Origin of the sequence: Terriglobus aquaticus (assembly GCF_025685415.1) — a bacterium.
Taxonomy (GTDB): domain Bacteria; phylum Acidobacteriota; class Terriglobia; order Terriglobales; family Acidobacteriaceae; genus Terriglobus; species Terriglobus aquaticus.
Genome location: NZ_JAGSYB010000001.1, coordinates 1,513,349 through 1,526,248, shown reverse-complemented (window position 1 = coordinate 1,526,248; position 12,900 = coordinate 1,513,349). Strand labels below are relative to the sequence as shown.

The window sequence follows — 12,900 nt, the reverse complement described above, 5'->3', positions numbered from 1 at the left end:
CTCAAGCTCTGCCTCGTTTGCTTTGAATGTGCCCGTGTTGCGAGGGCTACAGTTCGTCCAGGCCGAGCGGACGCTTGCGGACTGGCGGCAGCGCACCGGGGCGTTCCGTGTCTCGGTCGACGATGAGCACTTCTTCGCGCTCGCTGCTGGCGAGGATGATCTCCACCACGCCGAGCAGAAGGACGATGCCTTCCACCGTCGTAGACCACTTGTGACGCGCGTCAAAGTCGGTGCGCAACGGTGAGCCGGGCAGCAGTGCTTCAATCTGGCCGCCCGCGAGTGCGCGGTCATGCTCCATGGGCGCAATGATGAAGCGGTTGCTGGCCCAGGTGAGCGCCATCATGACAAACACGAGCGCGACCTGTACCAGCGGCAGGCGAGCGTGATGTTTCAGCAGCCGGACCGCTACCAGGATGAGCACGCCGCACCACAGACCCGCGCCGTGCAGCGTGAGGAGGCAGGCTCCAATGAAGGTGCCAAAGTCCGCCTGTTTGCCGAGCAACTGGAAGGCGCGGGGTGCCACCACGGCGCCAAAAAACAGGATGCTGCCGATCCAGAAGGTGAGCGCGAGCGAGCGGATGGAGCGTAACAACGTCTGCATGGGCCCAGTTTAGGCTGCTTGTACGGAGGAGCGGTGTGGACCGGAGTGAGAACACCCTGCAGCGGCGCTCCCTGGCGGCATTTCTGTCGTTGATGCAGCGGCACGACACGTGGTCAGGGCGGCTGGTACTGCTCTCCGCCAGTGACGAAGCGGCTGCCTTTGCCATGGCGGTGCTGGCCACGGGTGGCGCAGTGCTTTGGGTGTGCGCGGACGAGACCAGCCTGCGCGAGAGCGGGCTCCAGGGTCTCAGCGATTTTCAGGTGACCACGCTTGGCGAGGCATTGCGCATTCTGAAGAACGAGATCCGCAAGGGCCTGCCCGTGAGCGTGGCTGTGCTGGATGCGGCTGGAACCGTGTGGGGAGAGGCAGCGGCCCGGGGCGTGCAGCCGGATGCCGTGTGGCCCGGTGACAAGGACGCTGAGGCCGGTGGAGTGCTGATAGAGCGCGGAGCAGAGAGGCTGGTCGTCGCGGATGCGGACGGCATCCTTGCACGAACCGCGCAAACCTGGCGTGAGCTGCGCGCGATCGATGCTGAGTTGCTGGAACAGCTTAGCGGGTGCGCCTTGGCAGAGAGGATGGCTGGCGAGCGGTGGCTGCGGGCCGCATCCCGGCTCTTTCCCGGCGAGATGCACCGTTGCTACGCGGCGGCTTGGACCGCATCCAAAGACAGCAGATGACGGGTGTTCGTTTAGACAAATGGCTTTGGGCAGCGCGGTTTTTCAAGACTCGGACGCTTTCGGCGAGGGCGTGCGAGCTTAACCGGGTCTCCGTGCAGGATCACGCGGCCAAGGCGTCGCGGAATATCTCGCCGGGCGATGTGCTTCGTGTTCGCACCGATTCAGCCGAGTTTACGGTACGCGTGCTGGGGCTGAGCGACCAGCGGGGTCCGGCAAGTGTTGCGCAGCAACTGTATGAAGAGACCGAGGAAAGCAAGGCGAAACGCGCCGAGGCTGCGGAACAGCGGCGCATGATGCCAGTCTTCGAGGTGCTGCACGAAGGAAAGCCGTCGAAGAAAGATCGGCGCCGCATGGACAACGTGCGCGAGCGATTCTAGCTGTTGGGGCAACCGTGGTTGTACACGATGGGCTTGCGCCACTCCTGGTCAGTGGCGAAGAGGATGCAGGACGATCCGTCGTCGGTGTTGACGCGCCAGGTGAGGTTGCCCTGGCGATAGATCTGGAAGCGTCCCGAACCGGCGAAGCGCGCACCGTTGGGTGCGTTTGGCGCCTCGGTGTCTGTGGCGGGAGCCGCTACGTTGTCGATCGCTGCCGTGGCTTCGCTTTGCAACTGCGACAGGGAAGCGGATTGAGTGCTGGCGTTGCGGGTCTTTGCTGCTGCCACAGGCTCCGTGTTGATGGTGCCGGGCGTGTCGGACCGGCTGGGCGTTGCGTGTGCGATGTCGCCGTCGCTATCGCGCACTTCGGATGTCGTGACATCCCCGTTACGCAGGCGGGCAGCGAGCTGGTGGCGCTGGTAAGCCCAGTAGCTTGCCGCGAGAACTGCGAGCAGGATGAACGCCGCTACGATTCGTTTCGCCATGGTCTGTCTGACGGTAGCACCGTAGGAGGGTTTCGAAGGAACCAATCCAGGTGCAGTTCATCGGTAGTCAACAGAATCAAAGTGGATGCATCCCGCTAGCGCACGGATGCAGAAAAGCGGGGGCGTACGCGCTGTCCTTTGCCGTCGTTTGCGTTTGCCAAAGGCGTACCATATTACTGTGCCGAAATACTCCGTAGTAGTCCCGTTTCACAACGAAGAAAATAACGTGACCGCCCTGTACGACCGCTTGAAGGACGTAATGGAGCAGGTAGGCGACACGTTCGAGATGCTGTTTGTGGATGATGGTTCGCGTGACCGGACCTACCGCCTTCTGGAAGAGATCGCAGCGGTCGACAGCCGAGTCCTGGTCATCAAGCTCCGCAGAAACTTCGGTCAGACCAGCGCCCTGGCAGCAGGCTTCGATCATGCGAACGGCGAGTTCGTCATCGCCATGGACGGCGATCTGCAGCATGATCCGACGGAGATCCCCAATTTCCTCGCGAAGCTGGAAGAAGGCTACGACGTTGTCAGCGGTTGGCGCGCCCAGCGCGGCGATAACTTCGTTCTGCGCCGCATTCCTTCGCGCGCGGCCAACTGGATTATGGCCAAGCTGAGCGGCGTGAGCATTCACGACTTCGGCACCACGTTCAAGGCGTACCGTCGCGAGGTCATTCAGAACATCCCGCTGTACGGCCAGATGCACCGGTTTATCCCGGCGCTGGCCTCCTGGTACGGCGCTTCGATCTGCGAAGTACCGATCTCCAATCCTGCCCGGTTGTATGGCAAGAGTCACTATGGAATCTCGCGTACGTTTCGGGTGTTTTTCGACCTGCTGACCATTCGCTTTTTGCTGAAATACCTGACGCGGCCTCTGCACTTTTTCGGATCGATCGGCGGTCTGAGCATCCTGGGCGGCGGCCTGCTGGCGCTGTACCTGCTGATTGCAAAAATCTGGACCGGCGGACACGTGCTGCTGGCCCACGGTCCGCTGTTTGTGATCAGTGGCGTTCTGCTGCTGGCCGGCATCCAGTTGATGGGCATCGGCCTCCTGGGAGAACTGCAGGTGCGGCACTTCCATTCAGGTGCCAGCCGCGCACCCTACGCCGTGGAGCGGATGGTGCGGCTGCGGCCCTCGGAAGAATCGATGCAGGCGTAATCCGGGGAAGCGAACTGCCGGAATTTCATCGGCTGTTTGCAAAGGCGACTTCCGTGTGCGCTAGGCTGAGGGCGTGCTGCGCGCCGTCCGGCCGCCACGGGAGCAATGTTTGTCACAGATCGTGTTTGTACTGGAAGACGAAGCCGACATCGCGGATTTAGTTCGGCTGAACCTGGAAAGCGCAGGATTTGCGGTTCGCAGCTTTGACCACGCGGCGGACGTGCTGCCCGCGGCGGAGCGGGAGACCCCCGCGCTGTTTCTCCTGGACATCATGGTCCCGGGTGGCGGCGGTCTGGATGTGTGTCGGCGCATCCGGCAGAACGCAAAGTTGAGCACGACCCCGGTCATCTTTCTAACCGCCATGGCCGCAGAGGCGGATCGTGTGCAGGGTCTGGAACTGGGCGCGGATGATTACATCACCAAGCCGTTCAGCCCCCGCGAGATGGTCGCCCGCGTGCGAGCCGTGCTGCGGCGATTCGAACGGCCGGCATCGCCGGATGTAATTCGCTTCGGCGATGTGGAGCTGGACGGCGGCGCCATGCAGATGCGGCTGCGCGGTGAAGTCGTCACGATGACCGCGACAGAGTTCCGGCTGCTGGACTACCTGGCACGGCACCCCGGACGCGTGTTCTCGCGCGATCAGTTGCTGGATGCGGTTTGGGGCGATGCCCGGTTTGTGACGCCGCGATCGGTAGACGTTTACGTCCGGCGAATCCGCGAAAAGATGGAAGAGGACGCGGAGAACCCGCGCTTTCTAAAGACCATGCGCGGAGCCGGGTACCGCTTCGAACGCGCAGACGCTTAGTAAGGCGGCGCTGCACCGTGCGGCGCTATCGCGCGTCCAAGGTGCCAAAGCCGCCTTCTCCACTGCGCTGAACCACTCCTGAGGGGAACCTTTGCTGCAAGTTCGATCGCTGACCGGTCGCGTACGCCTGCTGGTGCTGACGGCAACCCTGCTGTCATTGGCTGCGGCGGTGGTGCGGCCCTGGCTGGGAGCGGCGGGGGCGGTCGTGCTAGCTCTGCTGGTTAGCGGCCTGGTCCAACGGCGTCTGCGGGCAGAGATTGAAGCCCTGGCGCAGGGACGTCCCGTACTGGACGAACTGCAACCCGTAGTTGCGCTCGCGGCTAGCCGTGAGGCTCAGGCCAGGCAGGAACTGCAAGCCGCCGACGACAAGCGTCTGCAACTGGAAGTCCTGCTGGAGGGCATGCAGGACGGCGTCCTGGGCGTGGACAGCGGCGGACGCGTGGCGTGGACCAATGCGGAGATGGGCCGGATCCTGGACACACACGGGCTGGGTGCGGTCATCCGCATGGGTCGGTCGCTGGCGCATACCTTGCGTGATCCCGCGCTGCTGGAGCTGGTCGATCGTGTCGTAGAGGACCGCGCGCCGGCGAGCCTGCGAACAAGTACGCTGCTGCCGGGCCGGATCTTCGATGTGAATGCCGCGCCCTTGCCGAACGGCGGCGCGGTCCTGGTGTTGCGGGATGTGACCCGCGCTGAGGCGCTGGAGCGGGCGCAGCGCGAGTTCGTCGCGAACGTGTCGCACGAGTTGCGCACGCCGCTCACGTCCGTCCGTGGCTACTCTGAAACCTTGCTCGACAGTGGTTTGATCGCGCCAGAAGCCGAGCCGTGGGTTGAGATCGTCCTGAAGAACGTGGATCGGATGTCGCGGCTGACGGAGGATCTGCTGGTGCTGGCGCGCACGGAGGCTCCGGACCGCAAGCCACTGCGGCGGTCCATCGCTGCGAGCACGTTGATCGAGGATGCCGTGCGCAACTTCACCAGCGATTCCGCTAGACTTACAGTATCGGGTGCAACTTCCACACCGGTGCTGGCGGATGAGATTGCGGTGCAGCAGGTGCTGGCCAACTTGCTGGAGAACGCGGCCAAGTACGGCCGGCCGAGCGACGGTTCTGAGCCTCGGATCGAGGTCGCGGCAGAAGACACGGGCAACGGCATGGTGCTGTTCCGGGTGCGTGACTTTGGGCCGGGCATTGCTATGGAGCACCACAGCCGCTTGTTTGAGCGCTTTTACCGGGTCGACAAGGCCCGCTCGCGCGAGAGCGGCGGGACGGGACTTGGCCTGGCGATCGCCCGCCTCCTCATTGAGGAGAACGGCGGCACTATCACGCTCGACAGCGCTCTTGGACGCGGGTCTGAGTTTCGCTTTACTCTGCCGGTAGCAAGCTCCGCCGTCGGAGCGGACACAGCGGACGAGGCTTTCTGAGCCGGACAGGCCCGTTGCACTCGGTGGTCCGTGGTGAGTGAAAGGGCGTCAATGTCAGACGCAGCCAATTGCACACTGTTTATGGCAAATTCATCCATGTAGAGTAGGTTGATTGCCAACCTGCTCGATGGTGGATTCTGCACGCCGAACAGCTTCTGCGCAGCAGACGGATCGCGAACACTCGAGAAGGCCGTGCGTTGAACTAGCGCCGGTCACAACAGCAACAGCAGCCCGGTGCCCCCAACCCGGAGCGGTGAAAGGGAGATTGACGGATGCGGACGCGGTTTCATCAATCACTGGACCTTCTCAAAGAGAAGCTGCTGGTGATGGCTGGCTTTGCAGAGCAGTCGATCCAGCGTTCGATCGAGGCCTACCGTACTCGCGACACGTCGCTGGTAGAGCTAGTGCGACGGTCGGAGCCGGCGATCAACCTGCTGGAGCGCGAGATCGATGCGGCGGCCCTGGATCTGTTGGCGATGCAGCAGCCCATGGCGGTTGACCTGCGCTTCATCCTCTCGGTGATCCGCATCAATGCCGACCTGGAACGGGTGGGCGATCTGGCGGTGAACATTGCGATTCGCGCGCGAGAGATGACCCAGATGGGCGAGGCGGATCTGCCCGTGGACATCCCCAAGCTTGGAACGCTGGCCGCTGCCATGGTGCGCAAAGCCATTGAGGCCTTCATCGATGGCGATGCATTGCTGGCGGAGCGCGTGTTGACCCTCGACACCGAAGTGGACGAGATCAACCGGGCTGCGTTCCGAGCCCTGAGTCAGCGCATCAAGCAGAAGCCGGCAGACACTCCCCAGGCGCTGAACGCCATCATGATCGCGCGCAACCTGGAGCGGGTTGGCGACCATGCGACCAATATCGCGGAAGACGTAATTTTCTGGGTCAGTGGAAGCGACGTTCGCCACAGTTCGGCAGGCGTGAGCATGACAGTTCCCGAACCGCTTGAGGAACGTCCGCCGATCCACTAGAACGTCTCTCGGAGTGGGCGGAAGAACCGCCGTCGACGATTGTGCTTTGCTACGCTCGCCGTCAAGCAGGGGTCAACGCTGGTACGTCGCCGCTCTCCAATTCCCAGGAGTCGAACGCCGGTTGCAACGGGAAGAAGAGCGCCAGCATGACCCGCCTTGCTGCGCCGTCAGATGCGGCGAGCAGGCGCGCATAGTTTCGAAGCTGCGGAGCGTAGCGGAGTCGCTGCTCGGCCAGGAACTGATCGAGTGGCATGTTGCCCGCAGTGGCGGTCTTGTATTCCACGATCCAAAGCGTTTCCTGCCCTGGATCGGCGGTCGTGCCGGGACGCGCGCCTGCGAGGAAGCTGCGGTCCAGCCGCAGGGTGCGGAGCGGTCCACCATCGTTGTCTTCCGCCGCAAGCGCCCGTTCGCTGATGGCGCGCGCGTGCGGCTGCAACAACCAGAAGCCTTCCGGGCTCCGCAAGGTATTGTCCAGCGCGAGCAGTACGGTGTCCGTATCCCGTTCGATGGCGGACTTGCCGGTGCCGAGGCTGCGAAGAGTTGCGCGTATGCGGCCCCGCCACCCCGCGATCGTGTCAGCCAGGGCTGACGCTGGCCGAGCCGGCGCGGTGGCGATCTCCTGCGCAAGCTGGTCAAGCAAGAGGTGGACTGCAGTTCCGAGAGCGCGGGAACCTAGCGAACCTTCCGGTCGCGTGACCGCTTCCAGAGGCTGCGCGGGGTTGGCTGTGGCGGGCGCCTCAGCGGCGCTGGCCTGGAGCCAGGGAAGGCTGATCTTCTGCTCGAGTGCCGTGGGATCGAAGCTGGCGGAGACGCGGGAGAGGTCTGCCAGATTTCCTGTTCCGCCGTCGTGTTCTGCAGCGGTCGCCCGCAGCATCTCTAGGGTTTCCGGCTGGGATTTGCGTTGGACCTGTTCCTGCACGGTCGCCTCAGCGGCGGGCCAAGCGGTGCGGAGCAGAGTGCCCGCGCGGTGCGAAGCCTCGTGTGAGTCCTTCTTGAGCGCTGGAGCTGCGTAGAGGTGAAGCTGCCGCCGCGCTCGCGTGACCGCGACATAGAAAAGCCGGGCAAGTTCCGCCTCCGTTTGGCGCTCCCGCGCGGAGCGGACGTAGCAGGGGAGCTCGGAAGCTTTCGTGCCGCGCGGCGGAACGGGAGCAAGCAGGAGTCCCGCACTGGAGCCTTGCGCCGCGTCCGACCCCGGGACTTCCAGCCAGTCCAGCAGCCGTTGCCCGTTGCGGCCGGAGGAGCGCTGCAACTCCGGGAGGAAGACGACGTCCCACTCCAGGCCTTTGGCCTTGTGAATCGTCATAACCTCGACCGCTCCCGGGACAGTGTCAGGCTCGGCGTAGAGCCGTGAGAGCCGCGCTTGCAGATCCTGTGCGTCAAGGACCTGCAGCTCGGCCTCGGCCTGCTCCAAGAGTTCAAGGAATCGCTGAACGTTGGTGCGCTCGGCAGCGGTGCGGAAGTGGTCGGTGCCAAGAGCGCGCCCGGCTCGCTCTACCACCTCAGCAAGCGGCATGCGGCCAACCGCGTCCACTGCCGCGTCCAGAACGTCCAGGGTGCACAGAACCCGGGCTTGGGATGCGGCAGGCAGGCCAGGGGCACGCTCGCGGAAAAGCTTTCGCGGAGCGGTAGTGTTGCGGTCCCCTTGATCTGCGCCGGTCAGGTGATACAGGTCCGCCAGAGTCGCGCCGCACCAGGGCGCGCGCAGCACGGCAAGCCATGCGACGCGGTCCGCCGGGTGAAGCAGCGTACGGGTGAGTGCGAGCGAGTCGAGCACCTCGGGCCGCTCGTTCAGCGCTTCCAGCTCAACGCCCCGGAAGGCGATGCCGCTCTCGCGGAACAGTCGCGTGATGTGTGTAGCGTGTTCGCGGGCGCGGACTAGAACGGCAAACGTGAGCGGCTTGTTGGCGTCCTCGTCCTCGCGCAATCGGAGGATGGTATGGACGATGTGCTCGGCCTGCTGTCGCTGCACTTCTCGTTGGCTGGTACCGCGTTCTTCGCTGCCAACCTCGCCCCAGAGAGGGTCGATGTGCCAGTGAAGTTCACCGTGCTGGGCCGTGCGGGCAGCGGTGGCAGGCGTGTACTGAATCTCTCCGTTTCCGACTGCGCGGAAGATCGGATCGAAGAGCTGATTAAGGGAGTCGACGAGCGGGGCCGCGGAGCGGAAGTTGGTGGTGAGGCGCAGGGCGGTCAACGGGATGCTGCCGAGCCGGCCGGAGGCAAGGCTGCCGAGAAAACGCTCCACGCGTGCCTGGCGGAACAGGTAGATGGACTGTTTCGGATCGCCGACGAGGAACACGGTGCGGGAGGTGCCATCCCATCCGCGGGTCAGCGATTCCAGTAGCTCGTATTGAGCGCTGGAGGTGTCCTGCATCTCGTCCACCAGCAGGTGCTGCAATTCGCTGTGCTCACGCAGGCCGGATTCTGGTCCGGCGTTTGCGGGGTTCAGGGCAGCATGCGCTGCCAGCGAGCGTTCCGTGAAGTCGCAGGTGTTCGTGTCGCGGAAAATGGCGTGCAGTTCCTGCAGCGCAGCAAGCAGCAATTGGAACAGCGCCTTAGTCATGCGCCAGTCGTCGGCTGGCATGGCCGCCGGAGGCAGGTTGCGCAGATCGCAGAGGTGCCGGTGCAACGTGTCGTTGGAGGAAAGAGTCTCGATCAGGTCTGTCAGGTGCTTCTTTTGCTTGGGCGTAGCGACTAGACCCAGGTGGTTCTTCTTCATGCTCTTGCGCCAAGTGTGTGGGCTACTGGTATTCAGAAGTAGCCCCGCAAGCAGCGCCCAGTGCTCCGCGTCTGCTGCTCGCGTTCCCGGTGGGTTGCGGAGTGCGGCGCATCTCGCGATCGGGTTCGGCGCACCGTTGTGGCCGTCTGCGGCTGAGAGTTGCGTCGCCAAGGCGGTCAGGTCGTGCAGCAGGTCTGGCGGGAAAGCCCTCTCCAGCGAGGTGAGAGCGGTGCAAATGATGGTCTCGAGCGTCTGGTCAAGTCGAGGCTTGACCACGCGATCCAGGAACTCGTCCGTGAGTTCGTCGCGCGTGAGTGGGATAAGGCGGCGCCACTGCTCGCGGGTTCCAAGCATCTCTGCGAGGAGCGACTCGCAGTTATGGAGATCGGCATCGCGATGAAGCAAGACGGTGCGAAGCGCGTTGTTCAGGACCGCATCCTCGCCGCCCAGGCGGAGCATGACAGCGCGGGCGGCGCGGCGGTACAGAGGCCGCGCATCCTCCGCCGGAGTCATCTGGCCGACAGCACCCGAGGTGAGCGGAAGCGAGCGGGCGATCTCACCGCAAAGCGAGTCGATGGTGCGGATATTCAGGCGGTGGCTGTTGGCCTGCAGGTTCCATCCGAGTGCCTGATCGTGCTGCAGCAGGGCGCTCGCAAGCCTGTGGGTGGTGCGCTCGAAGTCGCTGAGCGTGGACGGATTTTTCTGCGGAAGATCGAGCGCTTTCAGCACGCGTTCGCGCATCTCCGCTGTGGCCTTGTTGGTAAACGTAAGTGCCAGCACCGACTCGGGACGCTGGACGCGGCACAGCAGCGCGAGCAAACGCTGAACGAGCAGGCCGGTCTTGCCGGAACCTGCGGGCGCCTCCACGAGGAAGGAGCGTTCGGGGTCGAGCGCGCTCGCGCGCTCTGCGGCGTCTGCTGGTTCAGTTGCGGAGGTCTGGTTTGGGCTGGGGAACTCCAGCAAGGTTGCGCTCACCCGTCCACCTCAGCGGACTCTTCGGCGTCCAGCAGTGCAGGTTTCAGCCGGCACAGCAGGCGCTGTTCGCAGTAACGGCAGGTCGCGGGATACTCCTTGGGGCCGACTGCGGCGATTCCGCTACGGAACTCTTCGGCCAGGGTTGTCAGGGTGTTGCGCCATTTCTTCATCTCGCCGTCCAGGGTGATCGCGTTCGCCTTCGGCCCAGCGACCAGCCAGGCGGAGTTGCGTGGCGCGGTGACGAAGTTGAGCTTGTCGCCGGCGCGGACTACGCCGAACGCGATGGCACCCACGGGAGTTTCCGGGCTGTCTGCTATCTCCGTCACGGCAGAGGTGGCGTAAAGGGGGAGTTGCGGTTCGTCTGGCCGGTCACCTTCCCACTTGCGCGCGCTCGGGTCGCCTGTCTTGTAGTCGACGATCACGTGAGCTGTGCCGAGCTCGGGCAAGGTCACGGTGTCCACGCGGTCAACGCGGACCTTCAGCGGCAAGCCGCCAACCGTAACTGTTACCTCGCGTTCCAGGTGCGCGATCCGGAATGGCGGACGTTCCGCTTCTTTGCGGAGCCAGCGGAGCATCAGCGACTCGAGACGCGTCCGCTGGATTTCCAGGTAAGACTCGGTCCAGGGATCACCCGGTTCGCGTTGCCCGCGCAGGGCCAGATCTACGGCGCGATGAATCTGTGCATTGAGCCGGTCTTCCGCGATAAGAGAATGCAGGTTATCGCTGGTTTGCGTGTGCTGCCAGAAGATCTGCAGCGCGTTGTGAAGAAGGCTGCCGCGGTCCCGTGCGTCCATTCCGAGATCGCGCGAGTCTAGACCGGCCGACCCCAGCCGGCGCTCCGCAAACGCGCGGAACGCGCATGCAGCTTGACTCTGCAGCGTGCTGACACCACCGGAGATTGGCCCCATGTTTTCCGAGAGAGCGACAGGAATTAGCTCGCCATCTTCAAATCTTTCCAGCTCGGCGCTTGCCTGGAGTTGGGCGATAGCACCGGAAGGGCCGGCGACGCTGTGCTGCAGTGAGGGCAAGGCGGCGACCACTGCAGACGGACGGAGATCGCCGGACTCACCGGACTCTGCAAAGCTGAACGTGGCGCGAGAGGCGATGCCGGCGATGCGCTCTGTCTGTTCGCGGTGGCGGAGCTGGTCCAGAGCGGGATCTGCGCTAGGCATGCCGAAGCGCCTCTGCAGGGCAGAGGGCAGCAGTGGGTGCGCTGGGGTGTAACTGCTCCAGCGGCTTTCGTCGGCGTGGAGGAACCATAGTTCGTCGGCGTAGAGGCCCGTGCTTTCGTCGGGTGTGAGGATCTGGACTGGAGCTCCGGTATTTTCCGGCGCGAAGCGCGTGGAGCGTGCTGCTGCCGTCAGGCGGTGGACAAACTCTGGCCACGCCGGCTGCGCGGCGCTCACGACATCCAGCGCGGCAAGCTCGTCCAATAGACTTTCAAAACGCTTGACCGCCTGAAACTCGGCGCTGGAACGTTCGCCGGAGCGGAGCCAGCCGCAGTCGCGCAGCACGTGACGGGCGCGCTCAACAAAGCTGCCGTAATTGGAGGTGGTGGAGCGCAGACCCTGCCACAGTCGGCTGCAATCGGTCAGGCTGCCGGCCAGCGCAGGGCTCCTTTCCGCGAGCATGCGTGCGACGGAACGAGCGCTCCAGGTGCCGCTCAGGTGCGGTTTGCGGCGCAGCAGGGCTGCTTCGAGCGAGGCGACCGCCTCCGCGTCCAACGGCCATTGCAGGTGCGGCGATCGCAAGACGCGGGAGACCTCTTCTCCGTCCAGGTCGCGCACGCTCCAGGCGAGCAGATAGAGCGCGTCCGCGATCACGGCCAAGGACGCGAGAGGCCGGCCGGTCGAGAACTCCCAGAGCGGGTTGCGATCTCTCGTGAAGCTCCTGGCGACAGTGGCGGACTGAAGATGTTCGCGCAGGGTGCGGTCGATGCGGTCGCGGGCAGAGGAAAGGTCGGGAACGACAATGGCGACGCTCGGCCGGGTTGGTGAGGCCAGCGAAGCAGAAAGGTGTTCGGCCAGCGCACGGAGTTCAGCCCGTTCGTCCCCGCAGCGCAGAAGCGTGCGGGAAGCGGCAGTTGGCTCTGAGCGAGCTTCGAGGACTGCCGATCCGCTGCTGGCAAAGGAAGTCAGTAGATTTTCTTGCGCTGGCGGCAGACCGGCTAAGCCGCAGCGAACGATAGTTTGCGCCGGGAATGCGGCAGTGTGGCCGGCGAGCGCCGTTTCCAGGGCCGCCTGCGGCAGCAGCAGCTCGCGCTGGCAGTGCTGCTGGAAGGTGCGAAACCAGCGGGCGAAGCGAGCCGGGTCGGATGCCGCCTCGGCCGATGTGTCGAAACGTGCAAACGCGATGGCCTCGTATTGGTAGAGCAGGTCGGCTGCCGTCTGGCACAAGCCAAGAAGGGCGTCGTTCCGTTCCACCTCCGGGTCCGCGTCGAGGATCGTCTCCCACACTAGGCGTTCCTGAAGGGGCTGCATCAGGATGCGCTCGTCCCAGCCTTGCAGGAGGGCCTGCCGCCACAGATGCGAGGTCCAGGCACGCCATGGGAGGACACGTTCTGAAACCAGTGCCGCCTCTGCGGGATCTGTTGCGAACTGAACGATGCGGGACCGCAGATTCCGCGAAGAACGCATGTTGGGCGTCAGCAGCAGCGCGCCTTCGCGAGCCTGACGGAAGAGTTGTTCTGCGTCCAGCATCTTCGT

10 protein-coding genes are annotated in these 12,900 nt (G+C 64.2%); 6 read left to right on the top strand and 4 right to left on the bottom strand.

Features of this window, described 5'->3' with window-relative positions; all coding sequences use genetic code 11:
- Positions 1–46: 46 nt before the first annotated feature.
- Positions 47–601 carry a DUF4149 domain-containing protein gene (locus OHL12_RS06230; RefSeq protein WP_263412961.1) on the bottom strand — a complete coding sequence of 185 codons (555 nt, stop codon included), beginning with the start codon at positions 599–601 and terminating at the stop codon, positions 47–49.
- A gap of 35 nt (positions 602–636) precedes the next feature.
- On the opposite strand from OHL12_RS06230, the gene OHL12_RS06225 reads away from it, so the two are divergent.
- Positions 637–1,278: a hypothetical protein gene (locus tag OHL12_RS06225; protein ID WP_263412960.1), complete on the top strand. Its 642-nt coding sequence runs from the start codon at positions 637–639 to the stop codon at positions 1,276–1,278.
- Positions 1,275–1,655 carry an RNA-binding S4 domain-containing protein gene (locus OHL12_RS06220; protein WP_263412959.1) on the top strand — a complete coding sequence of 127 codons (381 nt, stop codon included), beginning with the start codon at positions 1,275–1,277 and terminating at the stop codon, positions 1,653–1,655. Before OHL12_RS06225 ends, OHL12_RS06220 begins: the two co-directional genes overlap by 4 nt.
- Here the strand turns inward: OHL12_RS06220 and OHL12_RS06215 are convergent.
- Entirely contained in the window at positions 1,652–2,140 is a 489-nt protein-coding gene (locus tag OHL12_RS06215) for a hypothetical protein (protein WP_263412958.1), read from the bottom strand. The genes OHL12_RS06220 and OHL12_RS06215 overlap by 4 nt on opposite strands.
- A 178-nt stretch (positions 2,141–2,318) precedes the next feature.
- On the opposite strand from OHL12_RS06215, the gene OHL12_RS06210 reads away from it, so the two are divergent.
- The 4 genes from OHL12_RS06210 (at position 2,319) to phoU (ending at position 6,504) form a co-directional block, all read left to right on the top strand.
- Positions 2,319–3,296 (top strand): glycosyltransferase family 2 protein, encoded by a 978-nt coding sequence (locus tag OHL12_RS06210; protein WP_263412957.1) that lies wholly within the window; start codon positions 2,319–2,321, stop codon positions 3,294–3,296.
- Positions 3,297–3,405: 109 nt separating this feature from the next.
- Positions 3,406–4,101, top strand: coding sequence for a winged helix-turn-helix domain-containing protein (locus OHL12_RS06205; protein ID WP_263412956.1), 696 nt, complete (start codon positions 3,406–3,408; stop codon positions 4,099–4,101).
- Between the two features lie 91 nt (positions 4,102–4,192).
- Complete coding sequence (locus OHL12_RS06200; protein ID WP_263412955.1) at positions 4,193–5,524, top strand: ATP-binding protein; 1,332 nt, start codon at positions 4,193–4,195, stop codon at positions 5,522–5,524.
- A 272-nt stretch (positions 5,525–5,796) separates the two neighbouring features.
- Positions 5,797–6,504, top strand: coding sequence for a phosphate signaling complex protein PhoU (gene phoU, locus OHL12_RS06195; RefSeq protein ID WP_263412954.1), 708 nt, complete (start codon positions 5,797–5,799; stop codon positions 6,502–6,504).
- A gap of 61 nt (positions 6,505–6,565) precedes the next feature.
- Here the strand turns inward: phoU and OHL12_RS06190 are convergent, their stop codons facing one another.
- Complete coding sequence (locus tag OHL12_RS06190) at positions 6,566–10,195, bottom strand: UvrD-helicase domain-containing protein (RefSeq protein WP_263412953.1); 3,630 nt, start codon at positions 10,193–10,195, stop codon at positions 6,566–6,568.
- Positions 10,192–12,894, bottom strand: coding sequence for a PD-(D/E)XK nuclease family protein (locus OHL12_RS06185; RefSeq protein WP_263412952.1), 2,703 nt, complete (start codon positions 12,892–12,894; stop codon positions 10,192–10,194). The genes OHL12_RS06190 and OHL12_RS06185 overlap by 4 nt, the downstream gene beginning before the upstream one ends.
- Positions 12,895–12,900 lie beyond the last annotated feature (6 nt).

What these genes read in the sequence shown, in the direction of transcription:
- OHL12_RS06230 (WP_263412961.1), bottom strand. Translation starts at nt 601, where the DNA reads ATGCAGACGTTGTTACGCTCCATCCGCTCGCTCGCGCTCACCTTCTGG.
- OHL12_RS06220 (WP_263412959.1), top strand. Translation starts at nt 1,275, where the DNA reads ATGACGGGTGTTCGTTTAGACAAATGGCTTTGGGCAGCGCGGTTTTTC.
- OHL12_RS06215 (WP_263412958.1), bottom strand. Translation starts at nt 2,140, where the DNA reads ATGGCGAAACGAATCGTAGCGGCGTTCATCCTGCTCGCAGTTCTCGCG.
- phoU (WP_263412954.1), top strand. Translation starts at nt 5,797, where the DNA reads ATGCGGACGCGGTTTCATCAATCACTGGACCTTCTCAAAGAGAAGCTG.
- OHL12_RS06185 (WP_263412952.1), bottom strand. Translation starts at nt 12,894, where the DNA reads ATGCTGGACGCAGAACAACTCTTCCGTCAGGCTCGCGAAGGCGCGCTG.